We start from the raw sequence: 25275 nt of genomic DNA, 5'->3' as shown, positions 1-25275 counted from the left end.
CATAGCAAAATGTTTCATATTTACTTGTCTTAACAGGATAAAAATTTAGGGAGATTACATTTATTATGAACGCTGTACTCGTCGCAGTAGCAATTATGCTATTGCTTAGTTTGTTACGTGTCCAGGTCATTGTCGCCATCATTGTTGGAGCTTTAACAGGCGGACTTATCGGCGGACTCGGTATTTCAGAAACGATTAACACTTTTACAACTGGTCTTGGAAACAGTGCTCCAATCGCTTTAAGTTATGCAATGCTTGGTGGTTTCGCTATTTCCCTTTCCAAAACAGGACTTCCAGATGCTATGATTCAAACTGCATTAAAATGGATTGGCAATGAACAAGACACGAAAAAACAAGTTTATTCTAAAATACTTATTTTATTCATTATTTTAACGATGGCTTGTTTCTCACAAAATGTGATTCCTGTTCACATTGCTTTCATCCCCATCTTAATTCCAGCACTTTTAAAAGTATTAAATGAGCTGAGAGTGGATCGCAGACTTGTCACATGTATTATTACATTTGGATTGATTACTCCTTATATGTGGATCCCTGCAGGGTTCGGAAAAATTTATCATGACGTATTGCAAACCAACGCTGCGCAAAGCGGCCTTACATTTGATGTCACACTTATTCCAAAAGCAATGACTATTCCAGCAATCGGTATGATTATTGGATTATGTGTAGCGGTATTCATTACGTACCGAAAACCTCGTACGTATGAAACAGAACAAATTCATACTACCGAAAATGAAATCGTTCCCTATACAAAACGTAGCATTACTTTCGGGTTATTATCTATCATTGCTACATTAACTGTTCAATTAACAACAGAATCAATGATTTTCGGTGCTTTAGCAGGTATTATCGTCTTATCAGTTAGTGGCAGTCTACCACTTAAAGAAGCAGATGCGATATTAACAAGCGGAATGCGTATGATGTCCTTTATTGGCTTTGTTATGATTGCTGCCGCTGGATTCGGCGCTGTTCTTCGAAAAACAGGACATGTTGAATCTCTAGTGCAAACGAGTGCACATATAATCGGAAATAACAAACCACTCGCTGCATTTCTTATGCTCGTTATTGGACTTCTCGTTACGATGGGAATTGGTTCATCCTTTTCAACCATCCCTATCTTAACAACCATTTTTGTACCTCTTTGCATTCAGCTTGGATTTAGTCCAATGGCCACAATTGCAATTATCGGTACAGCCGGAGCACTAGGTGACGCAGGATCTCCAGCATCGGATAGTACCCTTGGACCAACATCCGGTTTAAATGCTGATGGTCAGCACCATCATATATGGGATACATGTGTACCCACTTTTCTACATTACAATATACCGTTACTTATATTTGGCTTTATTGCCGCAATTACATTATAAAAAGGTGCGTATAAAACGCACCTTTTACTTTTTTATTTTTCCTTTTAATTGTTGAAAAGCTACTTTTCCGTTATCTTTGACATAGCTTTCAATTGTCGGTAGTGATGAACCTATCCATTCACACTCTATACTCCCATTCGGTCCAACAATTTTTAATTTATCTGGTATATGTATATTTAGAAATCTCGCTGACCGAATTAACTCAATAGCAATCTGATCACTTGAGGCTACAATTCCATCTATATACGGATTGTTTTGCAATAATGTAATAAATTGTTTATTTGTATACCCTTGTACACATTCTTCTCGATAAGAGATTCCTTCATCCCAAACAGCGTCTAAAAACCCTGCTATATGATCTTCCATTTCTTCACTTTCTTCTCCCTCACCGAAATATGCAAGAAAGTGACACCCTTTCTCTTTTAATAAAGAAACAGCTCTCTGTCCACTTTCATAATAATTTCCATGTGATTGTTGCTCATCGATCACAACAAATGGAAATGGAATTTCTCCTACACTTTTAAAAACTGCTCTCGTCAAAATAACACCTGCAATGTTATTTTGCTTCAGCATATGTATGTATCTATCTTTATTCTCTATATTACAAATAATGATTTGATAGCCTTCTTTATATGCTATTTCCTCAATACAATGTAGCAAAGTGATGTTTGATTGGTTACATAAATTATCTACAAGTAATGCAATTATCGTTGAACTCTCTTTAAATAGTGGCTTCGCTGCACTGTTTGGCCTATAACGTAATTCTTCAATTGCTTCCTTTACTTGTTTTACTGTGTCCTCATGAACGTATCCTTTTTCATTAATAACTCGTGAAACGGTTGCGACTGAAACACCTGCCAATTTTGCAACATCACGTATAGTTGCCACATCGTCACCCCTTAATATGGTAATAGATTACAATTTTACGGTAACCTAAATTACACTATCCGTCAAGATTAATAACTCATATTTCTGAAAATTGTTACATCATTTCACTAAACGATACTCCAACTGAATTTCATGTAAAATTGGGATATTATCATATCCCATACGTGGAATTTCTTTCTTTATTTTTCGTGCCTCCTCTACCGCATTCACATATAAATTAGTCATTACAAAATTACGTTTTTGGTAAAATCGTAACGCATTCATATTATCATTTGTTGTAATAAGCCAAACCTGTCTGCACCGTTCTTCTTCTGCAACTTGTAATACACAATCCACAAGTTTCGTCCCTATTCCTTTTCTTTCTTCAAAGCTATCTAGCGATACAATTTCGCATATATTTCCGGTCACTTCATACGTTATAATTCCGATTATTCTGTCATCTGAGAGAGCAACAAATCCTGGCAACTCTTCTAACTGATGTTCCTTACCACGTGAAACCATCAATGAACTTCCCCAGTTCTCACACATGAACATTCGGATTGTTTCTTTCATCGCTGGCGTAATTTTTTGTATATGCAGCATTTCCTATTTCTCCCCTTTTATATCATTGTGATACAATATAAGTGTATCACATGTAACGGTATTTGGAGGATGAGGTAAAGTATGAAACGTTTTTTTGCAGCACTGTTTACTATACTAGGTGCAATAACTGCCCTTGGGATTTTCTTTACAAATAAAGTGATGTACTTAAAGAAAAAAACAGAGGAAGAAGTACTCGAAAGAGAAACGAAAAAACATTTTCGTATAGAGGATTTTGATGCTCTTCATAAAGAAGAAATTCATATCCCTTCACAATTCGGATACGACCTTCACGGATATTACATTCCTGCTGGTCATTCCACCAATAAGTTTATGGTTTTTTGCCACGGTGTATCTGTAAATAAAATAAACTCTGTAAAATATGCAAACTTATTCTTAAAAAGGGGATATAACGTCCTCATTTACGATCATCGTCGTCATGGTAAAACTGGCGGAAAAACAACAAGCTATGGATACTATGAAAAACATGATTTAAAATCCGTAGTTGACTGGCTAAAAAACCGTTTTGGCACCAATATTACACTTGGTATTCATGGTGAATCTATGGGAGCTGCAACACTTCTTCAATACGCAGGACTTGTAGAAGATGGTGCTGATTTCTATATTGCAGATTGTCCTTTCTCTGATTTTCAAGGACAATTACAGCACCGTTTAAAGGTTGAATTCCATTTACCAAAATGGCCTTTATTACCTTTAGCAAACGCATTTTTGAAAGTTCGTGACGGTTATACAATTCGTGAAGTTTCACCAATCGACTGTATAAAAAACATTAACAATCCCGTTCTCTTTATTCATAGTAAAGATGACGACTATATTTTAGCTGATATGACAAAAGCATTATATGAAGCGAAAGAAAATAATAAGCAGCTTTATATTGCAGAACACGGTGCACACGCTTGCTCTTATAACGAAAATAAAGAAGAGTACGAAGCAGCCGTCGATCAATTTTTAAACACATATGTGAAAGAAACAAAAAACAGGCTTGCATAAGCCTGTTTTTTATTGCGCTAAAACGTCTGTAACTTGTTCCATATTTTCAGAAATCCATTGCATTGCATCATCTAACGTTGGGAATTCTGTCGTTTGAAATGTTACTTCATCTTGAAGTAACCAAACATCCTTTGCCTCTTGCCCTACACCTGCAATGGACCAATGTAACAAACTATATGGATGATTATCATTCAAAAATGATGCCCACGTGCGCTCATTTGCAATGTTTCGTAATGTATGTAATTGTTTATCCATCTCTCGTCACCTTACTCTAGTCAGTTATGAAAACTATTATAACACTCTCTTCTTTCTCAAACAAAGTGCTCTTTTTATATTGTCAAGCACTTCCCTTGATTATATGATGAAATTAAGCGTTTGGGAAGGAGGGATAACGTTGGCAAAAGTACAAATTAAAGTAAATGATAATGGCTCTTTTCGCGTTACAGGGGACGTGGAATTAGTCGACTCACAAGGGAATGTATTCCCAGCAAAACCGGCATTTTCTTTATGCCGTTGTGGTTTATCAAAAAATATGCCTTATTGCGACGCTTCGCATAAAGGTAAATTCGAATCTGTTGTTAGAGCACCAGAGGCAGAATAATTTTACATGTGACATGCACATTTTTTTGTGCATGTTTTTTCTTTTTAGCAACTCCGTTATATCCCTTCTCCTTACAACATTTCTAATACTTTTGTCTCCATCCCAGCCTACATATATTTTCACACAATTCTTCACATTCGAATACTTTTTACTAGCCTTTTATTTTTTTTGTGCTATAATTTGAGCAAACAGCATCCTTCGGGGTCGGGTGAAATTCCCAACCGGCGGTGATGAAGTGCAAACTTCTAAGTCCGTGACCCGTTTTCAAATCGAAAACGGTGGATCTAGTGAAATTCTAGGGCCGACAGTATAGTCTGGATGGGAGAAGGATATGTTTTCTAGTAATTTTATATAGCGAATACACTTTTATTTCAGTATGCATATATATATAGATTCAATTCAAATCTATATATATGTTTTATTTTGTATACTTTTCTTTCTATGCTGAAATAAAAAGATACGACTAGCGTTTGAAAAATTCGATATTTTGCTAGGTTTCTTCCTTATGCCAAAATATCAATCATCGTTAGGTTTCTTTCCTATACTTTCGTATTCGAACTATATTTCTAGAAATCACGTCTCCCAAACCCCAAGGATATAAAATCCTTGGGGTTTTTTGATTTTTTTAGGAGAGGTGAAGAAAATGACAGATCAAGAATATATGAGGATTGCCCTGCAATTAGCAGAAGGAACATCCGGGCAAACAAGTCCAAATCCTATGGTTGGTGCTGTTGTTGTAAAAGACGGAAACATCGTCGGTATGGGAGCCCATTTACGTGCTGGTGAAGAACACGCCGAAGTTCATGCTCTTCATATGGCTGGTGAAAAAGCAAAAGGAGCTACCGTGTATGTAACACTTGAACCATGTAGCCATTTTGGAAAAACACCACCTTGCTGTGATTTACTGTTAAAAAAAGGAGTTAAACGGGTGGTAATTGCTACTCTTGATTGCAATCCTCTCGTTTCTGGTAATGGAAAACGGAGATTAGAAGAAGCTGGCATCGAAGTAACTACCGGTGTTCTTGAAGCAGAAGCGGTTTTATTAAATCGTTACTTTTTTCACTACATGAAAACGAAACGCCCATTTGTAACAATAAAAACAGCGATGAGCTTAGATGGAAAAACAGCAACTGTAACTGGTGAAAGTAAATGGATTACAGGTGAAGAAGCACGGGCTGATGTTCATCAATATCGTCATACACATGATGCAATTCTTGTTGGAGTGAATACAGTTATAGCTGATAATCCGCATTTAACAACAAGAATTCCTAACGGGGGGCAAAATCCTATACGCGTTATTTTAGATACCCATTTACGAACGCCACCATCTTCTCATGTCATAACAGATGGTTTAGCACCGACATGGATTATAGTTGGTAAGGATGTAAATCCAGAGAAAATAGCTTCTTATGAATCTGAAAATATAGCTATATTCCAAATAAAAACGAAGCAAATTAAAATACAGGATGTTTTACACCTACTCGGCGAAAAACAAATTCTTTCTCTTTTCGTCGAAGGTGGGCAAACAGTTCATGCAAGCTTCTTACAAACAAAGCATTTCAATGAAATTGTAACTTATATAAGTCCCAAATTAATTGGTGGAAGTAATGCCCCTACTTTATTTGGTGGAAATGGTTTTTCAACATTACAAGATGCACTTTCCTTGAAAATTCAAGAGATGAAACAAATTGGCGATGATATAAAAATTGTTGCAAATGCTCGAAGTGAGGTGACGGAATGTTTACAGGAATTGTAGAAGAATTAGGAACGATTGCAAACATGCAACAAAGCGGCGAAGCGATGAAGTTAACGATTCATGCCAATAAAATTTTATCAGATGTTCACTTAGGTGATAGTATCGCGGTTAACGGTATTTGCTTAACTGTAACAAGCTTTACACCTACTTCATTTACAGTTGATGCAATGCCCGAAACGATGCAATCAACATCACTTCGCCTGCTCAAATCACACTCTAAAGTAAATTTAGAGCGAGCAATGGCTGCAAACGGACGATTCGGTGGACATTTCGTTTCAGGACATATCGATGGCATCGGAACGATATTAAACAAAAAACAACACTATAATGCCGTCTATTACAAAATAGCTATTTCTGATGAATTGCTACGCTATTGTTTGCATAAAGGGTCCGTTGCTGTTGATGGAACGAGTTTAACAATATTTGATATAGACGAATCTTCCATTACAATTTCACTCATCCCGCACACAGTAAGTGAATCTGTTATTGGAGAAAAGAATGCCGGTGACATCGTAAACATTGAGTGTGACATGATTGGTAAATATATCGAACGCTTTATTTCTAAACCAGTAAAACGAACAGGTTCAATGACCGAAAGCTTTTTACAAGAAAACGGATTTCTATAAGGGGGAAGCATTATGTTTCATCGTATTGAAGAAGCTCTAGAAGATTTAAAACAAGGAAAAGTCGTGATCGTATGTGATGATGAAAACCGTGAAAATGAAGGCGATTTTATCGCTTTAGCAGAGTATATTACGCCAGAAACAATTAATTTTATGATTACACATGGACGTGGTCTCGTTTGTGTACCAATTACAGAAGGGTACGCAGAACGTCTACAATTAGAACCAATGGTAGCTCATAATACAGATTCGCATCATACTGCATTTACAGTGAGCATTGATCATGTTTCTACAACAACAGGGATTAGCGCGCACGAACGTGCAACTACGATACAAGAATTGTTAAACCCCGCATCAAAAGGTGCTGATTTCAATCGTCCTGGACATATCTTTCCATTAATTGCGAAAGAAGGTGGTGTCCTGCGCCGTGCTGGTCATACAGAAGCTGCTGTCGATTTAGCACAGCTTTGCGGAGCAGAACCAGCTGGCGTCATTTGCGAAATTATTAATGAGGACGGTACGATGGCACGCGTACCTGATTTAATACAGTGTGCAAAACAATTTGATATAAAAATGATTACAATAGAAGATTTAATTGCTTATCGCCGCCACCATGAAACATTAGTGACGCGAGAAGTGGAAATTACATTACCTACAGATTTCGGTACTTTCCATGCAATTGGCTATTCTAATTCATTAGATACGAAAGAGCATATCGCACTCGTAAAAGGTGATATTTCAACAGGAGAGCCTGTACTTGTTCGCGTTCATTCAGAGTGCTTAACAGGAGATGTATTTGGCTCGTGCCGCTGCGATTGCGGACCACAACTCCATGCTGCACTTGCTCAAATTGAGCGTGAAGGAAAAGGCGTTCTTCTTTATATGAGACAAGAAGGACGAGGCATTGGGCTTCTTAATAAGCTTCGCGCTTATAAGTTACAAGAAGAAGGCTTCGATACTGTAGAAGCAAATGAAAAGCTTGGCTTCCCTGCTGATTTGCGGGATTACGGTATTGGCGCTCAAATATTAAAAGATTTAGGTTTACAACATTTACGATTGTTAACGAATAATCCAAGAAAAATTGCTGGCTTACAAGGTTACGATTTAGAAGTAATCGAGCGCGTACCGTTGCAAATGCCAGCAAAAGAAGAGAATAAAGCGTATTTACAAACGAAAGTAAACAAATTAGGACATTTACTAAACTTATAATTAAAGGAGAGATTTATTATGGTATTCGAAGGTCATTTAGTTGGTACAGGATTAAAAGTTGGGGTTGTTGTTGGACGCTTTAATGAATTTATTACAAGTAAGTTACTTGGCGGCGCTTTAGACGGATTAAAGCGTCACGGTGTAGAAGAAACTGATATCGATGTTGCTTGGGTTCCTGGCGCATTTGAAATTCCTTTAATCGCTAAAAAGATGGCTAATAGCGGGAAATATGATGCTGTTATTACGTTAGGCACTGTAATTCGCGGTGCTACAACACATTACGATTACGTTTGTAATGAAGTAGCAAAAGGTGTTGCATCTTTATCACTACAAACAGACATCCCCGTTATTTTCGGTGTATTAACGACTGAAACGATTGAGCAAGCAATTGAACGCGCGGGCACGAAAGCTGGTAATAAAGGCTATGAATCTGCCGTTGCTGCGATTGAAATGGCTCACTTATCAAAACAATGGGCATAAAAAAATAAAAAAGAGGCTGCGGCCTCTTTTTTATTTCTTCACTTTTTTCCGTACATCTTTTATTAATTCATCCATTGTTTTTCCTTCTGTTTGTATACGAAGCGTTTGTGCTGTTCTCCATACATTCTCTCTTTTCTTCGCTTCTTCTATAATAGTAATTTCTTTTCGTACTTCCTTTAAATCTTTCCCTTCTGTTTTCAAACCAAAATGTTCAGCTTTCGTTCGAAAATGTTGTTCAATTCGTTGTTGCATCTCTTTTTGTTCAGGATTTTCGGCGGCCTTAACTGGATCAGCACTTATTGCTTTTAGTAAAATGAGACAAGTCATAATCGCTAATATATATTTGTGCATGTAAAATCCTCCAACCCAATATAAATTACATATTTACTATGTACAATTGGTGCTTGGAAAATTCGTCCACCAAAATTCTTTTTTCCGCTCAAAAGCCACTAGTATCAAACGTTCACAACTATTTATTACATTTTATTTACAAAAAAAAGCAAACTCTTTTACAAGTTTGCTTTTTTCTATCTTATAGTGCACACTCTTCAATCTCAAATCCTAAATCTTCAATCATACCCCAGTCTGCAGTCGGTTCTTGTCCAGCTGTCGTTAAGTAGTCTCCAACAAAAATAGAGTTTGCTGCAAATAAACCGATTGGCTGTACAGAACGTAAATTGATTTCACGCCCTCCTGAAATACGAATTTCTTTCGTTGGGTTTACAAAGCGCATCATCGCCAGCACTTTTAAACATTCTACTGGTGTTAACTCTTTTTGTCCTTCAAGCGGCGTACCCTTTACAGCAACAAGGAAATTACATGGAATTGAATCTGCATCTATACGTTGTAATTCGAATGCAATTTCAGCTCGCTCTTCTATTGTCTCTCCCATTCCAAAGATCGCCCCAGAACATGGTGAAATACCGGCTTGTTTCGCTTTTTGAACTGTATCAACACGATCGTCATACGTATGAGTAGAGCAAATGCTTTCGTAATTATTCGCATGTGTATTTAAGTTGTGGTTATAACGATGTACACCCGCTTCGGCTAAACGTCCTGCTTGATCTTCGTTTAAGAACCCTAAACAACAACAAATCTTCAAATCTGTCGTTTCACGAATCTCCTTAACTGCTCCAATTACGTGATTTACCTCTTTATCTGTCGGGCGACGACCAGATGCTACAATACAATATGTACCCGCTTTACGACGAATTGCTTCATGTGCCCCTTCTACAATCTTTTCCTGCGTTAGCCAAGCATATTTATCAATCGGCGCCTCTGAAATAATAGACTGTGAACAATATCCGCAATCTTCAGGACATAATCCAGATTTCGTATTAATAATCATATTTAATTTTACTTTCTTACCAAAGTGATGATGGCGAATAATGTAAGCAGCATTCATAATTTCTAAAACTTCTGTTTCATCAGCTTCTAATATCGCTATTGCATCCTCTTTCGTAATCATTTTCTCTTCTATTACGTCATATGCAAGTTTTTTCCAATCCCTTTTTGTTTGTACTTGTTTCATTTCATCTCTTCCCCTCTTTTGTTATATGCATAAATAAAGCGTGATACGTCGCCATTATCCCTTCATTTTCCGTGAAGTCTCTTTCGTATATGCGAAGCATTGCACGAAAGAGTGAGGGACTTTGACAATATGATCCTTCATTGCTATTAGTTGCTCCTACTTTTCGAATAGAATGCAGAAACTCCTTAACTTCTGTAAAACTCTCTATGTAACATGTTTCAGAAACATGCACATCCCCTGTTTCTATCTTACATATATGAAGCAACTGATCTTTTGAATAAAAACGTTGACCAATCGATGTTTCATTTTTTATATTTCTTTCTTCTTTCGCACGTTGGAACGAAGCATGCAATTCTTGAAACGTTTCATGTCCAAACGTTGAAAAGAGTAATATCCCATCTATAGACAAATGTTGAAATAAATTTCTTAACACTTGTTGTAAATTATTTAACCATTGAAATGTAGCATTTGAAATAATGACATCATATGATTCTTCTAATCGTAATCGCTCAATATCTTCACAGTGAAACGTTACATTTTTTACATTTTGTCTAGTTTGCGCAATCGCAATCATACTTTCAGCAAAATCAACTGCTGTAATATGTGCTTTCGGAAATAACTTTGATAATTGCTCTGTTACATACCCCGTCCCGCATCCCAGTTCTAAAATACGTATTGATGCCGTTTCACTATATCGTTCCTTTAAGATTGAAAGTAATGAATGTGCCATCTTTTTTTGTACATTTGCATATCGATCGTAAGATACGGCTGCCCCATTAAACCGTTTTTGTAGTAACGTTTTGTTGATCATGTCGTATCCCCTCTACAAATTGAATTATCTCATTTGCGCAATATTCAAAATTCGCCACACATAATGCATGCCCTGCTTCACTTACTACTTTCAGCTCGCTGCTGCTATTTTCCGTCATACTACGTGCCGCAGACAATGGGCATATTACATCCTGTTCTCCGTGAATAAGTAGTATAGGTACTTTAATTTCTTTTAGTTCTTCTCTCATATCTGTTTCTATTAAATAATCCAAACCTAGTTGTAAAGACTGAATAGAATCACCTTTAAAACGGTCTACAATGTCTTCAAAGTTTTTATTCTCTTTTAGCTCATCTTTCGTAAACATATTTTCATAAAACCGCTTGAGCGTATCTTCTTTCCTTCTCGCCAAATTCCTTTTCAGCCGTTCTACATGCAAAGCATTCCATCCGTTACTGTAATCGCTCGTATTTGTAAATTTAGCAGTACCACCAATTAATACGATGCCTTTTGCCTGAATCTTTTTATAAGCTTCAACTGCTGCTAACGCTCCTAGTGACCATCCAACCAATATTACGTTGTCATTATGCGCTACATCTATAATTCGTTCCGCAAATTCACTTCGTTCTTTCACATTACGCCAATCTATGCATTGAACAGAATATCCTTTAAAATACGGAAGTACTAAATCCCAAATATTCTCTTCCATTCCCCATCCGGGGATAAAAATAATCTTTAGCTCATTCATACGAAAAGCTCCTCTTCTTTCGCAATGTGGATAATTCGGTCAATAGCCCATTTTAAATCAGCTATTGTATGTTGCGATGTAACTGCAAAGCGAATTCGAGAACTATGAACCGGCACAGTTGGCGGACGAATTGCAATAGCCGCAATCCCTGCCTCTTGCAACCTTTTACTAAACCGTAAAGCATGTTCATTTGAACCGACTACAATCGGTACAATATGAGTTGAACTATTCCCAATATCAAAACCAGCATCCCTTAATTTAGTTCTGAAGTATTCTCCGTTTGCTATAAGGTTCTCTCTTCTTTCGTTATCTTCTTTTACAATTTCAATTGCTTTTTGCACCGCTCCTAACGTACTTGGTGGTAAAGCTGTAGTAAAAATAAAGCTTCTCATCATATTTTGTAAATACTCTATATAAATTTCATCACCTGTCAAATACGCACCATAACACCCTAAAGCCTTGCTAAACGTCCCCATATGTATATCAATTTTTTGAGCAAGATTTTTTTCTATATGAGATAACCCAGCTCCGCCGATTCCATATATTCCACTCGCATGTGCTTCATCGACTATAATGATTGCCCCGTATTTCTCTTTCAGCTGTACTAAATCTCTCAAATACGCAGTATCACCATCCATACTAAAAACGGTATCTGTTACGATTAATTTCCTTTTTTCAGGCGAAGCCATTTTCAACAACTTCTCTAAATGATCCAAATCATTATGACGATACCTTTTATGCTCTGCCCCGCTTAATATGATTCCATCAACAATACTTGCGTGATTTAACTTATCACTAAAAACAATATCGTTCCGAGAGGCTAAAGAAGATATGGCACCTATATTTGCCGTATATCCACTATTTACAATTAAAGCTCTTTCAGTACCTTTCCAGTCACATATGCTTCTCTCAACCTCTTCATATAATGGATGATTTCCTACAACGAGACGAGAGGCAGTCGCTCCAGTTCCATATCTTTTTGTACAGGCAATAGCAGCTTCTTTTAACCTTTCATCTCCAGCTAACCCTAAATAATTATTTGACGCTAAATTTAACATCCTTTTTTTATCTCGAATAAGCCAAGTCTCTTCTGCCTTCTCTGTTACATATAAATCACGATACTGCCCTTGCTCATGTAATTGTTGTAATTTAGATTGAAGGTGCGCCCGCCACGTTTGATTCATTTTGGATAAACTCCTCTAATTTTGAAATCATAATATGTTCTTTTGCAGATTCTAATACTTCTTCTTTCGTAAACTCACCTGCAAAGAATGGCAATAATCCTAAAACTGGTACCCCGCTCAGCTCTTCAATCATCTCTTTATTTTCTTGCACTCTTTCCATTTCACATTCTTTGCAACCTGATAAAATGACACCCGCTACGGTTAAACCATGCGCCTTTGCGTAAGCAATCGTTAACACTGTATGATTTACTGTTCCTAATGTAGGACGAGCTACTACAATAAGAGGCAACTGTAATTCTTTTGCAAAATCAATTACTAAAGCATCTTCTGTATATGGGACAGCAAGCCCACCTGCTCCTTCTACAAATAAGCTATTAAACTCTTTTAATAGTTCATTATAGTAATCAGTAATTTCTTTTAACTTTACTACTCTTCCAGCTCTTTTCATGGCAAGTCTCGGAGCAAGTGGTTCTTCAATAGAATAAGGGCAAATTTCATTTTCTGGTGTCGGTACACCTGATAATGCTTTTAACCTTGCCGCATCTCCCTCAGGGTTTGATGCAACATGCCCACTTTGCAACGGTTTATACACCCCTACGTTATATCCTAATTCTCTAAATACACCTGCTATAGCACCTGCAACTACTGTTTTTCCAACTTCAGTATCAGTTGCTGTTATGAAAAAACCACTCATTATTCTCCCTCCGTAACATCCGAGATTGCCTTATATAAAATGCGTAACATATCATCAATCTCTTCAAAAGTAGAAGCAAGTGGTGGCATAAATACAATCGTGTTACCTAGCGGTCGTAAAATCATACCCAGCTCTCTTGAGCGTTTACATACTTGAACACCGACTCTTTCTGTCCAGTCAAACGCTTCTTTCGTTTCCTTATTCTTCACAAGCTCAATACCAACCATTAATCCGCACTGACGAATATCACCTACATGTTTATACGCAAAGAGCTTTTCTAATTGCGCTGTCACATAATCCGTTTTACGTGCCACTTCTTCTATTAAATTTGTTTTTTCATATAGTTCTAGATTCGCGATTGCTACGGCACACCCTAACGGATTACCTGTGTAGCTATGTCCATGGAAAAATGTTTTTTGTTCTTCATATTCTCCTAAGAAGGCATTATATATTTCATCTGTCGTTACCGTAACTGCAATTGGTAAATATCCACCTGTTAAACCTTTCCCAGCAGTTAAAATGTCTGGCGTCACATTTTCATGTTCACACGCAAACATTTTCCCTGTACGCCCAAATCCAGTCGCTACCTCATCTGTAATAAATAATACATTGTACTTTGTACATAAATCGCGCAGTCCTTTTAAATATCCTTTTGGCATTGTAATCATTCCGCCAGCACCTTGCATTAATGGCTCTACAATGATGGCAGCTACTTCTTCATGCTTTTCTTTCAACAATTCTTCCATTTCTTCTAAATGGATTTTTACAATTTCCTCCTTATTATTTCCGTAAGGAGAACGATATGTATATGGATACGGCATTTTAATCGCATCAAATAAGAGCGAACTATACACTTGGTGAAACAAGTCTATTGCTCCTACTGAAACAGCTCCAATTGTATCACCGTGATATGCTTCTTTTAATGTAACGAATCTTTGTTTCATTGGTTTCCCTTTATGCTGCCAATATTGGAAAGCCATCTTAATTGCAATTTCAACAGCGGTAGAACCTGAATCAGAATAGAATACCTTCTTCAATCCATCTGGTACAACCTCAATAATTTTTTCTGCTAATAAAATAGATGGAACGTTAGCAAGTCCTAACATAGTAGAATGAGCAATTTTATTTAATTGCTCACGAATTGCTTCATCTAATTCCGGTACTTGATGTCCGTGAACATTTAACCATATAGATGAAACACCATCCCAATATTCATTACCATTTACATCGTATAGTTTTCTTCCCTCTCCACGTTCAATAATGACAGGATCTTCTTCTAAATAATCTTTCATTTGTGTAAATGGGTGCCATACGTAAGCTTTATTTTTCTCTGCTAATTCTTCATATGTATAAGATGATTTTTCAATCGTTCTACTATTTATTGTCACAATTGTCACCCCTAATGTTAACTTGTTTATAAATATAGTTAACATTAAATCCGAATGACTGTCAATTATTTTAAAATCAAATAGTTCTTAAAAAAGAACAACTTATCCTACGATAAGTTGTTCTACTTTCCATGCTGTATCTTTCCAATTTCTAAAATAATTTCTTCATCTTTTTTCCCCTCTGTATCAATTCCAAGTTGCTTAGCGTGCTCAATTAATAAATCATGACGCTTCTCAAATCTAGCGGTATTTACTTCTTTCGTAACCTCTTCTTTTGTTTTCCCCTCAGTAGAAACTCCTAGTTTTTCTGCTGCTTTTTCCATTGATTTCTTCTCTTCTATTTCTTTTACTTTCTTCACTTCTGACTGTTGTATTTGCTTTTGTTTCAACTGCTCTGATTCAGCCGCAAAAACTGTGTAAATTCCAGCACTTCCTCCAATAACTAATAAAGTGGTAAAAAGAATTATTTTTTTCTTCACTCTTTCCTCCCCCTTTCAAATTCATTATAACGTACATTTTTACAGCATTAAAAACAATTATCCTTTATTTCCCTAAAAAAACATTTAATATTTTTATTGACATGTAAGATGAAAATATGATAAAAATTTAACTAACATCATATGAATCGGCGTTGATAGGATTTAGTAGTATTTCGATTTCTGATTTCAGAGAGCTGGTGGTCGGTGCGAACCAGTACAGAGCGAATTATGAATTACCCCCTGGAGCTTCTTTTACGAAACGTGAGGAGTAGTGAAAGACGGTTATAGACCGTTATGTCTAAAGAGTGGTGAAACGACACTGTTTCACAATTTAGGGTGGTACCGCGAATTTTTCGTCCCTGCATATATTGCAGGGGCGTTTTTTATTTTATAAGCGCATATCATATGACCCTTTATTTTGTGACGCATTCATTTCACAAGCTAGGGTGGTACCGCGATTTCTTCGTCCCTGCATAATTATATGCAGGGACGTTTTTTTATCCAATCATTTCCGTATCATATAGAAGGACTAACAATTACCGGTAATTTGTCACAAAATTCTAAATTTTAGAAGGAAATATACAATATTGGCGAATTTTATATAAAAAAGAGCTATTTCACATTACTTAGGAGGGGAAAACAATGGTTTCAAAAATTGAGTCTGTTCTTTTAACAATTTTTATCTTTTTCTGTATTGGTTTTAGTGTTATTCAATTAGAAGTTTCACCACACATTCCAATTTTATTTGGTATCGTTCTTTTATTAGCATTTGGATTCCTGAAGAGAATCTCTTGGTCTACTATGGAGAAAGGGATGATTAGTAGTATTTCAGCTGGTATTCCATCTATATTTATTTTCTTACTTGTAGGCGTATTAATTAGCGTTTGGATTGCAGCTGGAACTATTCCCACTTTAATGGTATACGGCTTCCAACTTGTATCTCCAAAAATTTTCGTTCCAACTGTTTTTGTTGTTTGTGCAATTGTTGGAACGAGTATCGGTAGTGCTTTTACAACTGCTGCAACTGTAGGACTTGCCTTTATGGGAATGGGTACTGCCCTTGGATACGATCCAGCTCTTATTGCTGGTGCAATTATTTCTGGTGCATTCTTCGGAGATAAAATGTCTCCTTTATCTGATACAACAAACTTAGCGCCTGCTGTAACAGGTGTAGATTTATTTGAACATATTCGTAACATGCTTTGGACAACAGTGCCAGCTTTCATTATTGCTTTTATCGCATTTTTCATTTTAGGAAGCGGATCTGGTGGAAACGTTGATTTCTCAGCATTTATTAACACACTAGAAAAAAATGCAACGATTTCTATCGTTACACTGATTCCTATTTTATTACTGTTCCTATTCGCATTTAAAAAGGTACCCGCAGTTCCAACATTACTTGCAGGAATTGTGGTAGGGATTATTATTCTCTTTATTTTTAAACCTAGCACTTCTTTAGCTGATTTAATAAAAATTATGCAAGACGGTTACGTTTCTAAAACTGGTATCAAAGACATTGACAGCTTATTATCTCGCGGTGGCCTGCAAAGTATGATGATGTCAATTGCTCTTATTTTCCTAGCTCTTTGTATGGGAGGATTATTACAAGGAATGGGTATTATAGCGCAGCTGATGAATATTATCTCTAGCTTCGTAAAAACTAGTACACGCTTAATTATTTCTACTGCTTCAACTGCAATTGGTGTAAACTTCTTACTTGGTGAGCAGTACTTATCCATCGTTTTAACAGGACAAGCATTTGCTAATAAATACGATGAAGTCGGTTTAGAACGTCGTAATTTATCACGAGTATTAGAAGATGCTGGTACAGTAATTAATCCACTCGTACCATGGGGTGTAAGTGGCGTATTCTTAACAAACGTTCTTAGCGTTCCAACATTCGATTACCTGCCATACGCAATCTTCTGTTTAGCATGTCCAGTCGTAACCATTATTGTCGGCTTTACTGGATTCGGTCTTTCATGGAAAAAAGAAAAAGCAGTACCAGTTTCATAATATAACAAAAAGGATTACCAAATCGGTAATCCTTTTTATATTTCTTGACTATCTATTCGCTTTCTTTCTTCTAAATAACAGAAGTAATCCCGCTCCAACAAACGCAAGACCAGCTCCAATTGTAGAAGCAATACTTGCACCTGTTTTCGGTAAATCACGTTCATCTTTTTCAGCTTCTTTATTTTCACTTACAGTTGTTGTTTCTTTTGTATTTTGATCATCTGTTGTAGTTTGTCCAGATCCAGTATTGTTTCCATCTTGCTTTGGTTCATTACCATTATTACCTTCTTCTGTTGGCGGTGTTGTTGGGTTTTCTCCATCACCTTTTGGTGGTGTCGTTGGATTTTCTCCACCACCTGTTGGCGGTGTTGTTGGGTTTCCTTCACCAGTTTCTTTATCATCATTTTTCTTCGTTATATCAATTGCATATTTCGCAAATTCATTTTCAGATGGTCCAACATATGAAATCTTTCCATCTTTCTTTATATACTTTTGTGCATTTGGTGAAGAATCAAATGTTGTATTTAATTTATCTGCAACAATCGGTTTAAATGTCCAATTTTGATCAGCTGCTGGATCAATATCTTTTATTTTTTGCATATACTTCACAATGATTTGACGTGTTTCATCTTGTGATTGGTATACAACTTCCCCTTTACTTACACCTGGGAACGTTTGGCTACTTCCACGATAGTTATTTGTAGCGACGATGAACTCTTGCTTGTCAGCTACTGGCTTACCTTCATATGTCATATTTACAATACGATTCGCATTTGCATTTACAACTTTTCCATCTTTATCGTATTTCGCCGGTTGTGTTACATCAATTTCGTATTTTAAGCCATCTAAAATATCAAAGTTATATGTAGGATACCCTATATTTACTAACGGCTGTTCTTCTGTTTTCTTTGGATCAATTTGATTAAACTGACCTGCAGACATTTCAAGCCATTCTTTCACTTGTGCCCCATTTACTTTTACAGCATATAACGTATTTGGATATACATATAAATCTGCAACGTTTTTAATCGCTAACGTTCCAGCTGGAATATCCGTATAATATGTAGCACCGTTTCGGCCACCTGCTTTAAATGGTGCGCCTGCAGATAAAACCGGAATATCTTTAATCTTTTCGTACTCTGGTTTTTTAAGTTCTTGTTCTACATACCATTTTTGCGCATTGGTCACAATTTGTACGGAAGGATCATCTTGTACTAATGAAAAATAACTATTAATTGGTGCTTTCGTTTCACCTACATGTGTATTTACATATTCGATTGTCTTTTCATGTTCATCTTTAATTTCATTAACTAATTTTTGATCAGATTCTACTAATGGGGTACCTTTACTATTAGCAATCGGGCGAAGTTGTGGCTTAGATTGATCTTTTTGCACTTCCCATTTTCCGTTTACCTTTTTCAATTGCATATCAATAATACCTAAGTTACTACCAAAAACACCCGGCATTACAACTGGAACACCATTAAATACATCCTGCACTTCAGTATGTGAATGTCCCATTAATACTGCATCTACGCCAGGAACTTGTGTTGCTAAATGATATGATGCATTTTCCATTTTATTCGCTTCTTTATATTCGCTCTTATCGACGCCTGAATGAGCCAATGCAACGATAATATCTGCACCCTCATCTTGCATTTTTTTCACCATTATTTTTGCTGTTGCGACGATGTCTTTCGCTTTTACTTTTCCTTCTAAATTCGCTTTATCCCAGTTCATGATTTGTGGTGGAACAAATCCCATTACACCAATTTTCACTATTTGTTTTTGGCCTGCTTCATCCACTACTTCTTTCTTTAAAATATGATATGGTTTAAAATAATTTTCATCGTTCTCTTCCTTATCATCATGGTCATCTTTATATACATTCGAGTTAATAACCGGGAAATCCGTTTTTTCAATCACTTTGTTTAAATAGTCTAAACCGTAGTTAAATTCATGATTCCCAAGAGAGATGACGTCATACTTCATTAAATTCATTACACGATATAATGGATGTGTATAACTAGGATCCACACGATTCTTCGGATCTTTTATTTTATTTGCTACATAATCTCCAAGCGGTGTCCCTTGTAATGCATCTCCATCATCAAATAGGACAGAGTTTTTCGCTTCTTCACGTGCTTTATTAACGAGTGTTGCCGTTTGTACGAGACCTACTTTATTATCTGTTTTCGTTTGATAATAATCGTAATTCATTAAGTTAACGTGAATATCTGATGTTTCTAGAATTCGTAAGTTAACTGTACTCTCCCCAGTGTTCTCATCTGCATGAGCTGTTGCTGGCATTACTTGCGGTGCTATAACACCAATCGCAAGAGTTGCTCCAGCTAGCATTTTTTTTGACTTTTTCACAAAAAATCCCCCTTATACAATTACCAGAAATAATGAAATGAATCCCTATCTGTCTCTAACCACATACCTTTTTTCTTCTATTAGAGACACAATTTTCATTTCACCCTGCGCTAACGAGTAGTCCCCTTAAACGCCCGATTGATGAAGACTAACAATTAATAGGAAATAAAGCTCCCACTAATTAAAATTTCACCTTATCTGACATTATCATATATAAAGTTCTTTCCTATCGTCAATATTTTTTGACAAACTTCAACAAATTTTCTGTAAAGTTATTATAAACTTTTCATAAACATATAATATGCCCTTACATTGCTAATACTGCTGAATATGATACAATTACCAATTACAAGGAGGATGAATTTATGAAAAAAGTCATCTTAACAATTGTTTGTCTCCTCCTTCTGATCATTTCTTATTCTTATTTTGAAAAGAACGACGAGACAAAACAAAATGAACCCGAAGAAAAAACAGAAAAAACATCTACTCCAAGTTGGATTGATAAGCAAACAAACGATTCCTTTTATCATCTCGTACTAGGTGATTCGCTCGCCAAAGGATATGGATCAACACAAGGTGGATTTGCTGAATTAGCCTCTAAACAAATAGAAGCACAAATTCATAAACCAATTACTGTAGAAAACCTTGGGATAAACGGTCTTACAACAGATCGTCTCGCTAAAAAAGTTCAATCAGAAGATGTAAAGCAAAAAATTAGAGCAGCAAATATCATTACAATTAATATTGGGGGAAATAATTTATTTCGCTTAAATCGTGATGTCGGTGTTATAGACGGTATTAAAATGTTAAATAAAGAAAAAGCTCATTTTGAAGCGGATGTAAAAAATATTGTAAAGACAGTCCGAGATCAAAATCCGGATGCTTTACTCATTCTTTCTGAACTCTATAACCCGTTACAACTCGATGACTCCATCGCAAGTTATGCAGATATGTTTTTAGACGGCTGGAATGAATCCGTTTATTCCATTGCAAAAGTGAATCAACCATCTATCGTTTTGCCAATTCGTAAATTAATATCGAATGATAAAAAAGAATTGCTCTTTGACCAAGTACACCCAAATGATAAAGGCTATACGATTATTGCCGATTCATTTACAAAAAAAGTATTGGCCTACAAATATTAAAATTCCCATGAAACAATTCTATTTTTATAACATGTCTTTTTTGTTACAATGATAGTGGAAGGGGGCCTTTATATGGAATCACGCGAGTGGGAACGTATTGTTGATCATCTTCTTTCGCTAGTGCCTCTTTTTTATCGCAAATTTATGCTTCCTGGAGAATTTTCTTCTCAAAGACATATGCCGCCATCACATACACAAGTATTACTGCTTTTGCATGAAAACGGCACATTAGCAGTTTCCGAAATCGGCAAGCGGCTAGCGATTTCACGGCCTAACATGACACCTCTATTAAACAAACTTATTCAAGAAGAACTAATAGAGCGTCATTATAGCGAAAAAGATCGACGGGTCATTTTAATTTCCCTAACAGCTGAAGGGAAATTATTAGTAAATCAGTATCAGCAATTCATTTTAGACAAACTAAAAGAAAATTTCCAAACATTATCTGAGGAAGAGCGCGAAAAGCTCATCCATTCTCTTCAAACCATTCAAAATTTAATTTTGAAAACAAACGTATAAAGCTGCTTCTAAATAGAAGCAGCTTTATGATTCGTAATAGTTACCATAGTACACATTGGAATATGGCCATGTTGTTAAATATGGTTTTTTTTCCTGTGTAGGCTGTTGTTGTGGTAATTGTGGTATTTGTGATAATTGCTGTAATTGTTGTTGCCGATATAATTCGTATTGTCTACTCGTATCATAAACCGGATAATAATTTACATATGGATATACTTGAGGTACGTAATAATAATACATTATCCTCTCCTCCTTTTTCTTAAACATATTCAAAGGAGAAAATGGATGTGACATTGTTTATAATTGTACAAGTGGTTCTCTCACTCGTTTCTTCCTTTTCTTCAAGCGTAACTTACGGTTCTTTTCGTATAAATAATGCACAACGAAATACGAAATGAGACCAAACACAACTCCTAAAATCGTCATTCCAATTAATACATACACTTCACTTTGTAATAAGCTCTTTAATATCGTAAAAATGTGACTTGAAAACAAGTCCGATATCTTAAATGGTTCATGATGAATTTTCTGTACATGAAATGGATAAATCATTTTTCCTAGCGCATACGCAAGCGGAAATAAAAATACTGGGAGAAACGATATTTTCCCAATAATATTGCCAATAACTGCCGCAGGAAAAGATCCCTTTGCTAGCCTGACGATTGGATAAAATATTACATATACGAGCGATGCCGTATAAATGACTAACATTTCTAAGCCGAATCCTATAGCAAACCCTAACGATACTTTCTTTGCGCCTTCTGGCGATCGAAGCAACTTATAATATTGAAACTTTAATATTCTCCACATCCGCTGAAAAAACGAATATGTTTTCTTAGTTGTTTTCACCCTCATCATCTCTTTAACTATATTTTTATATGTAGTATGTCCTTACACACTCTGAAAAACAAATTTAGTTTTCTCTTTTATTATAAATGATATCGAAATGGTTAACTAAATATACATATGACATTTTAATATAAAAAAACCTCCCTTTTAGGAAGGCTCTTCTACATTTTTAAATAAACTCACTAATAACGCTTTTTGAGCATGCAATCGATTACCAGCTTGCTCAAAGACGATAGACTGCGGTCCATCTATAATTTTTCCTGTTACTTCTTCTTCACGATGGGCAGGTAAACAGTGTAAGAAACGATATGTTTGCTTCGCATGCTTAACAAGTTCGTTATTGATTTGGTAAGGTTGAAATAAAGAATATTTCTCTTCTTCGCCCTCTTGCCCCATGCTCATCCAAACGTCAGTATAAATGAAATCCGCTTCATTCACCGCTAATTCAGGATTATGCAAAACTTCAATCTCAGCTCCTGTTTCCTTGGCAATCGCTAACGCTTTTTTTACAATCTCTTCATTCGGTTCATATCCTACAGGCGTTGCAACAGTCATATGCATTCCGACTTTTGCACTCGCTAGCAACAATGAATGACATACATTATTTCCGTCACCTACGTAAGCCAATTTTATTCCTTTAAATGTATTTGTTTCTTCATATATTGTCATGAGGTCTGCCAATGCTTGACAAGGATGATGATCATCCGTTAAACCGTTAATAACAGGAATACTCGATTCTTTTGCAAGCTCTTCTACATCCGCGTGCGAGAATGTACGTATCATAATCCCGTCAATATACTGCGATAATACTTTCGCAGTATCTGAAACAGTTTCTCCTCTTCCCATTTGCATCTCTTTTCCACTTAAAAACATACCATGTCCCCCGAGTTGTACCATTCCCGCTTCAAAAGATACACGAGTACGAGTTGAATGCTTATCAAAAATAAGCCCCAATATTTTGCCTTGTAATAAAGGCTCTTGCTTATTCTTTTTTAAATATATAGCGAACTCAATTAAAGAAATAATTTCTTCTTTCGTTAATTCTTCTAGTGTTAAAAGATCTTTCGTATTTAATTTCGGTACTTGTACAGTTGACATGAAACTTCCCCCTTATATGATTGATACGTTTTTTGTACAAACTACTTTTTTTATTATATATACTGCCTGTTCTAACTCTTCATTCGTGACAATGAGTGGCGGTAATAGTCTTATAACATTAGGGCCTGCTTGTAATACGAGAAGCCCTTCGTTTTCTAGTTGTTCTATAAAACTTGCAACTTCATGCTTACACTCAATCCCAATCATAAGCCCCTTACCACGTATATTTTGAATACATTCGACATGCTGTAATTCCTCTTGCAACTTCTCTAATACGTACTCGCCCTTTTCTTGTACTTCTTTTAAAAACGATGGTTTTTTACTCACTTGCAATACTTCTTTCGCTGCAGCCATCGCGATGTAATTCCCGCCAAAAGTTGAACCGTGTGATCCTGCAGTAAACGACGTTCCGAGCTCTTTCCGGCCAATCATCGCTCCGACAGGAACCCCATTCCCAAGTGCCTTTGCAACGGTAACGATATCAGGCTCTATTCGCACTTGTTCATAAGCGAATAGTGTTCCAGTTCTTCCTATCCCCGTTTGTACTTCGTCTATAATAAATAAGGAACCGAACTTATTACATAATGTTTCAATCTCTTTCAAAAAAGATAGATCGGCAGGTATTACTCCTCCCTCTCCTTGAACAACTTCTACCATTACCGCCGCAACTTCTTCATTCATTACTTCCTCTAATGCTTTAATATTATTAAAAGGGATATGTAAAAAAGATGGAAGTAATGGACCAAATCCTTCTTTTACCTTATCTTGGCCTGTTGCACTCATCGTTCCAAATGTTCTACCGTGAAAAGACTGCTGGCATGTTACGACGAGAGATTTTCCAGTATGCTTACGTGCTAACTTTAAAGCCGCTTCATTTGCCTCTGCCCCACTATTACAGAAAAACACATAATCTAATGCTCTATTTTCTGTTAATAATGACGCAACTTCTTCTTGTAAGCTGTTTGTAAACAGGTTAGATATATGCCATATATCATCAAGTTGATCTTGTACACCTTTGAGAACAGTAGGGTGACAATGTCCTAAATTACATACGCCAATTCCTGATGTGAAATCTAAATATTCCTTACCGTTATTATCAATAACTTTCGTTCCAGTTCCCTTTACAAACTCAATAGTTCTTCTGCCATACGTTTGAAAAAGATGACTCGTCATGCAATACTCACGCCTTTCGTTACCGTCGTTCCAATACACTCTCCCGTAACCTCAGTAAAATCTTTTGTACCATTCACAATACTTATCTTTTGCACTCCCATTTTTAATGATGCTAGTGCCGCCTGTACTTTCGGAATCATCCCACCTGTAATAACACCTGTTTCTATAAAAGTAGCAATTTCAGATTCATCCGTTTCCTTTACCAAATTCCCTTCATGTAATATTCCATCTACATCCGTAATAAAAATCAGCTCTTTTGCCCCTAACGCGGCCGCAATCCCAGCTGCAGCATTGTCCGCATTTATGTTATAAATTTCATTACCATTTACCCCGATTGGAGCAATAACAGGAATATACCCCATATTTATTAATCCTTTTAATAAGGCTGTTTCTACATAACTTACTTCTCCCACATATCCTATCTCCTCGCTGACAGGTTGAACTTGAAGTAAATTGCCGTCACACCCTGAACAACCTACAGCAAGTAAATTATGCTTTTGTAAATTCATTACGAGTTTTTTATTCGTACTTCCGCATAGCACCATTTGAACAACATCCATAACTTCTTTTGGTGTTACGCGTAATCCATCTCTTTTTTCTACGTTGATGTTACAATCTTTTAATTTGGCATCAATTTCTGGCCCACCACCATGAACAATCACTACTTTATACTTCTGTTGCAATTTCTTTATACAATCAAAAAACACAGCATTTAATTGATTCAACATACTACCGCCGCATTTCACTACAATATAATCGCTCATCTTCTCTCTC

Annotated in this window: 27 protein-coding genes, 1 riboswitch and 1 other annotated feature; of the genes, 10 read left to right on the top strand and 17 right to left on the bottom strand. The window is 36.3% G+C overall.

Annotated elements, in window-relative coordinates; all coding sequences use genetic code 11:
- Positions 1-65: 65 nt before the first annotated feature.
- A complete protein-coding gene (locus BLT20_RS06765; RefSeq protein WP_000994817.1) occupies positions 66-1385 on the top strand; it encodes a Na+/H+ antiporter family protein in 1320 nt (439 codons plus the stop codon).
- Between the two features lie 24 nt (positions 1386-1409).
- On the opposite strand, the gene BLT20_RS06760 is transcribed toward BLT20_RS06765, so the two are convergent.
- Positions 1410-2273 carry a LacI family DNA-binding transcriptional regulator gene (locus BLT20_RS06760; RefSeq protein ID WP_000201363.1) on the bottom strand — a complete coding sequence of 288 codons (864 nt, stop codon included), beginning with the start codon at positions 2271-2273 and terminating at the stop codon, positions 1410-1412.
- A 99-nt stretch (positions 2274-2372) separates the two neighbouring features.
- On the bottom strand, positions 2373-2855 hold the full coding sequence (locus tag BLT20_RS06755) for a GNAT family N-acetyltransferase (protein ID WP_000902429.1): 483 nt from the start codon (positions 2853-2855) through the stop codon (positions 2373-2375).
- Between the two features lie 81 nt (positions 2856-2936).
- On the opposite strand from BLT20_RS06755, the gene BLT20_RS06750 reads away from it, so the two are divergent.
- Complete coding sequence (locus BLT20_RS06750) at positions 2937-3863, top strand: alpha/beta hydrolase (protein ID WP_000819231.1); 927 nt, start codon at positions 2937-2939, stop codon at positions 3861-3863.
- Positions 3864-3872: 9 nt separating this feature from the next.
- Here the strand turns inward: BLT20_RS06750 and BLT20_RS06745 are convergent, their stop codons facing one another.
- Positions 3873-4118, bottom strand: coding sequence for a DUF2552 family protein (locus BLT20_RS06745; RefSeq protein WP_000360793.1), 246 nt, complete (start codon positions 4116-4118; stop codon positions 3873-3875).
- Between the two features lie 139 nt (positions 4119-4257).
- Between BLT20_RS06745 and BLT20_RS30090 the strand changes: the two genes are divergently transcribed.
- From BLT20_RS30090 to ribH, 5 genes are all read left to right on the top strand, one after another.
- Positions 4258-4464, top strand: coding sequence for a CDGSH iron-sulfur domain-containing protein (locus tag BLT20_RS30090; RefSeq protein WP_001151582.1), 207 nt, complete (start codon positions 4258-4260; stop codon positions 4462-4464).
- A 190-nt stretch (positions 4465-4654) separates the two neighbouring features.
- A riboswitch (FMN riboswitch) is annotated at positions 4655-4798 on the top strand.
- Positions 4799-5107: 309 nt separating this feature from the next.
- Positions 5108-6220 (top strand): bifunctional diaminohydroxyphosphoribosylaminopyrimidine deaminase/5-amino-6-(5-phosphoribosylamino)uracil reductase RibD, encoded by a 1113-nt coding sequence (gene ribD, locus BLT20_RS06735; protein ID WP_000131977.1) that lies wholly within the window; start codon positions 5108-5110, stop codon positions 6218-6220.
- A complete protein-coding gene (gene ribE, locus BLT20_RS06730) occupies positions 6202-6846 on the top strand; it encodes a riboflavin synthase subunit alpha (protein WP_000493913.1) in 645 nt (214 codons plus the stop codon). The genes ribD and ribE overlap by 19 nt, the downstream gene beginning before the upstream one ends.
- A 12-nt stretch (positions 6847-6858) precedes the next feature.
- Positions 6859-8052: a bifunctional 3,4-dihydroxy-2-butanone 4-phosphate synthase/GTP cyclohydrolase II gene (gene ribBA / locus BLT20_RS06725; RefSeq protein WP_000468990.1), complete on the top strand. Its 1194-nt coding sequence runs from the start codon at positions 6859-6861 to the stop codon at positions 8050-8052.
- An 18-nt stretch (positions 8053-8070) separates the two neighbouring features.
- Positions 8071-8532 (top strand): 6,7-dimethyl-8-ribityllumazine synthase, encoded by a 462-nt coding sequence (ribH, locus tag BLT20_RS06720; protein WP_000230900.1) that lies wholly within the window; start codon positions 8071-8073, stop codon positions 8530-8532.
- 30 nt (positions 8533-8562) lie between these two features.
- Here the strand turns inward: ribH and BLT20_RS06715 are convergent, their stop codons facing one another.
- From BLT20_RS06715 to BLT20_RS06680, 8 genes are all read right to left on the bottom strand, one after another.
- Positions 8563-8883 (bottom strand): hypothetical protein, encoded by a 321-nt coding sequence (locus tag BLT20_RS06715; RefSeq protein WP_000549778.1) that lies wholly within the window; start codon positions 8881-8883, stop codon positions 8563-8565.
- A 181-nt stretch (positions 8884-9064) separates the two neighbouring features.
- On the bottom strand, positions 9065-10063 hold the full coding sequence (bioB, locus tag BLT20_RS06710) for a biotin synthase (RefSeq protein ID WP_000815840.1): 999 nt from the start codon (positions 10061-10063) through the stop codon (positions 9065-9067).
- A 1-nt stretch (position 10064) separates the two neighbouring features.
- Positions 10065-10874 carry a malonyl-ACP O-methyltransferase BioC gene (gene bioC, locus BLT20_RS06705; RefSeq protein ID WP_000608910.1) on the bottom strand — a complete coding sequence of 270 codons (810 nt, stop codon included), beginning with the start codon at positions 10872-10874 and terminating at the stop codon, positions 10065-10067.
- Positions 10840-11580 carry an alpha/beta fold hydrolase gene (locus BLT20_RS06700; protein ID WP_001004169.1) on the bottom strand — a complete coding sequence of 247 codons (741 nt, stop codon included), beginning with the start codon at positions 11578-11580 and terminating at the stop codon, positions 10840-10842. Before BLT20_RS06700 ends, bioC begins: the two co-directional genes overlap by 35 nt.
- Entirely contained in the window at positions 11577-12764 is a 1188-nt protein-coding gene (gene bioF, locus BLT20_RS06695; protein ID WP_001077295.1) for an 8-amino-7-oxononanoate synthase, read from the bottom strand. The genes BLT20_RS06700 and bioF overlap by 4 nt, the downstream gene beginning before the upstream one ends.
- Positions 12730-13458 carry a dethiobiotin synthase gene (gene bioD / locus BLT20_RS06690; protein ID WP_000012470.1) on the bottom strand — a complete coding sequence of 243 codons (729 nt, stop codon included), beginning with the start codon at positions 13456-13458 and terminating at the stop codon, positions 12730-12732. The genes bioF and bioD overlap by 35 nt, the downstream gene beginning before the upstream one ends.
- Positions 13458-14891, bottom strand: a complete 1434-nt coding sequence (gene bioA, locus BLT20_RS06685; protein WP_002026289.1) for an adenosylmethionine--8-amino-7-oxononanoate transaminase — start codon at positions 14889-14891, stop codon at positions 13458-13460. Before bioA ends, bioD begins: the two co-directional genes overlap by 1 nt.
- A 77-nt stretch (positions 14892-14968) precedes the next feature.
- Positions 14969-15325, bottom strand: a complete 357-nt coding sequence (locus tag BLT20_RS06680; RefSeq protein ID WP_000726905.1) for a hypothetical protein — start codon at positions 15323-15325, stop codon at positions 14969-14971.
- Positions 15326-15468: 143 nt separating this feature from the next.
- Positions 15469-15689, top strand: a binding site (T-box leader).
- A gap of 278 nt (positions 15690-15967) precedes the next feature.
- Between BLT20_RS06680 and nhaC the strand changes: the two genes are divergently transcribed.
- Entirely contained in the window at positions 15968-17341 is a 1374-nt protein-coding gene (gene nhaC / locus BLT20_RS06670; protein ID WP_000253736.1) for a Na+/H+ antiporter NhaC, read from the top strand.
- 48 nt (positions 17342-17389) lie between these two features.
- On the opposite strand, the gene cpdB is transcribed toward nhaC, so the two are convergent.
- Positions 17390-19717, bottom strand: coding sequence for a bifunctional 2',3'-cyclic-nucleotide 2'-phosphodiesterase/3'-nucleotidase (gene cpdB, locus BLT20_RS06665; RefSeq protein WP_061685103.1), 2328 nt, complete (start codon positions 19715-19717; stop codon positions 17390-17392).
- 365 nt (positions 19718-20082) lie between these two features.
- Between cpdB and BLT20_RS06660 the strand changes: the two genes are divergently transcribed.
- Positions 20083-20862: a GDSL-type esterase/lipase family protein gene (locus tag BLT20_RS06660; protein WP_000755838.1), complete on the top strand. Its 780-nt coding sequence runs from the start codon at positions 20083-20085 to the stop codon at positions 20860-20862.
- A 72-nt stretch (positions 20863-20934) separates the two neighbouring features.
- The gene (locus tag BLT20_RS06655; RefSeq protein ID WP_000445819.1) at positions 20935-21381 is read left to right on the top strand and encodes a MarR family winged helix-turn-helix transcriptional regulator; all 447 of its coding nucleotides are present in this window, start codon (positions 20935-20937) and stop codon (positions 21379-21381) included.
- A gap of 24 nt (positions 21382-21405) precedes the next feature.
- Here BLT20_RS06655 and BLT20_RS06650 read toward each other — a convergent pair whose 3' ends face one another.
- From BLT20_RS06650 to argB, 5 genes are all read right to left on the bottom strand, one after another.
- Positions 21406-21621, bottom strand: a complete 216-nt coding sequence (locus BLT20_RS06650; RefSeq protein ID WP_000291956.1) for a hypothetical protein — start codon at positions 21619-21621, stop codon at positions 21406-21408.
- A 57-nt stretch (positions 21622-21678) separates the two neighbouring features.
- The gene (locus tag BLT20_RS06645) at positions 21679-22239 is read right to left on the bottom strand and encodes a DUF2062 domain-containing protein (protein ID WP_002026296.1); all 561 of its coding nucleotides are present in this window, start codon (positions 22237-22239) and stop codon (positions 21679-21681) included.
- 138 nt (positions 22240-22377) lie between these two features.
- Positions 22378-23328 (bottom strand): ornithine carbamoyltransferase, encoded by a 951-nt coding sequence (gene argF / locus BLT20_RS06640; protein ID WP_000108865.1) that lies wholly within the window; start codon positions 23326-23328, stop codon positions 22378-22380.
- Positions 23329-23340: 12 nt separating this feature from the next.
- Positions 23341-24501, bottom strand: coding sequence for an acetylornithine transaminase (locus BLT20_RS06635; RefSeq protein WP_000200550.1), 1161 nt, complete (start codon positions 24499-24501; stop codon positions 23341-23343).
- Complete coding sequence (argB, locus tag BLT20_RS06630) at positions 24498-25265, bottom strand: acetylglutamate kinase (RefSeq protein ID WP_001286792.1); 768 nt, start codon at positions 25263-25265, stop codon at positions 24498-24500. The genes BLT20_RS06635 and argB overlap by 4 nt, the downstream gene beginning before the upstream one ends.
- Between the last annotated feature and the right edge of the window lie 10 nt (positions 25266-25275).

The sequence above is a fragment of the Bacillus sp. cl96 genome (genome assembly GCF_900100505.1).
Taxonomy (GTDB): Bacteria; Bacillota; Bacilli; order Bacillales; family Bacillaceae_G; genus Bacillus_A; species Bacillus_A cereus.
This window is presented reverse-complemented; position numbering and strand designations above follow the sequence as displayed.

Coding starts and splice junctions, on each gene's coding strand:
- BLT20_RS06765 (WP_000994817.1), top strand. CDS start 66: ATGAACGCTGTACTCGTCGCAGTAGCAATTATGCTATTGCTTAGTTTG.
- BLT20_RS06755 (WP_000902429.1), bottom strand. CDS start 2,855: ATGCTGCATATACAAAAAATTACGCCAGCGATGAAAGAAACAATCCGA.
- BLT20_RS06750 (WP_000819231.1), top strand. CDS start 2,937: ATGAAACGTTTTTTTGCAGCACTGTTTACTATACTAGGTGCAATAACT.
- BLT20_RS06745 (WP_000360793.1), bottom strand. CDS start 4,118: ATGGATAAACAATTACATACATTACGAAACATTGCAAATGAGCGCACG.
- ribD (WP_000131977.1), top strand. CDS start 5,108: ATGACAGATCAAGAATATATGAGGATTGCCCTGCAATTAGCAGAAGGA.
- ribE (WP_000493913.1), top strand. CDS start 6,202: ATGTTTACAGGAATTGTAGAAGAATTAGGAACGATTGCAAACATGCAA.
- ribBA (WP_000468990.1), top strand. CDS start 6,859: ATGTTTCATCGTATTGAAGAAGCTCTAGAAGATTTAAAACAAGGAAAA.
- ribH (WP_000230900.1), top strand. CDS start 8,071: ATGGTATTCGAAGGTCATTTAGTTGGTACAGGATTAAAAGTTGGGGTT.
- BLT20_RS06715 (WP_000549778.1), bottom strand. CDS start 8,883: ATGCACAAATATATATTAGCGATTATGACTTGTCTCATTTTACTAAAA.
- bioB (WP_000815840.1), bottom strand. CDS start 10,063: ATGAAACAAGTACAAACAAAAAGGGATTGGAAAAAACTTGCATATGAC.
- bioC (WP_000608910.1), bottom strand. CDS start 10,874: ATGATCAACAAAACGTTACTACAAAAACGGTTTAATGGGGCAGCCGTA.
- BLT20_RS06700 (WP_001004169.1), bottom strand. CDS start 11,580: ATGAATGAGCTAAAGATTATTTTTATCCCCGGATGGGGAATGGAAGAG.
- bioF (WP_001077295.1), bottom strand. CDS start 12,764: ATGAATCAAACGTGGCGGGCGCACCTTCAATCTAAATTACAACAATTA.
- bioD (WP_000012470.1), bottom strand. CDS start 13,458: ATGAGTGGTTTTTTCATAACAGCAACTGATACTGAAGTTGGAAAAACA.
- bioA (WP_002026289.1), bottom strand. CDS start 14,891: ATGTTAACTATATTTATAAACAAGTTAACATTAGGGGTGACAATTGTG.
- nhaC (WP_000253736.1), top strand. CDS start 15,968: ATGGTTTCAAAAATTGAGTCTGTTCTTTTAACAATTTTTATCTTTTTC.
- BLT20_RS06660 (WP_000755838.1), top strand. CDS start 20,083: ATGAAAAAAGTCATCTTAACAATTGTTTGTCTCCTCCTTCTGATCATT.
- BLT20_RS06655 (WP_000445819.1), top strand. CDS start 20,935: ATGGAATCACGCGAGTGGGAACGTATTGTTGATCATCTTCTTTCGCTA.
- BLT20_RS06650 (WP_000291956.1), bottom strand. CDS start 21,621: ATGTATTATTATTACGTACCTCAAGTATATCCATATGTAAATTATTAT.
- BLT20_RS06645 (WP_002026296.1), bottom strand. CDS start 22,239: ATGATGAGGGTGAAAACAACTAAGAAAACATATTCGTTTTTTCAGCGG.
- argF (WP_000108865.1), bottom strand. CDS start 23,328: ATGTCAACTGTACAAGTACCGAAATTAAATACGAAAGATCTTTTAACA.
- BLT20_RS06635 (WP_000200550.1), bottom strand. CDS start 24,501: ATGACGAGTCATCTTTTTCAAACGTATGGCAGAAGAACTATTGAGTTT.
- argB (WP_001286792.1), bottom strand. CDS start 25,265: ATGAGCGATTATATTGTAGTGAAATGCGGCGGTAGTATGTTGAATCAA.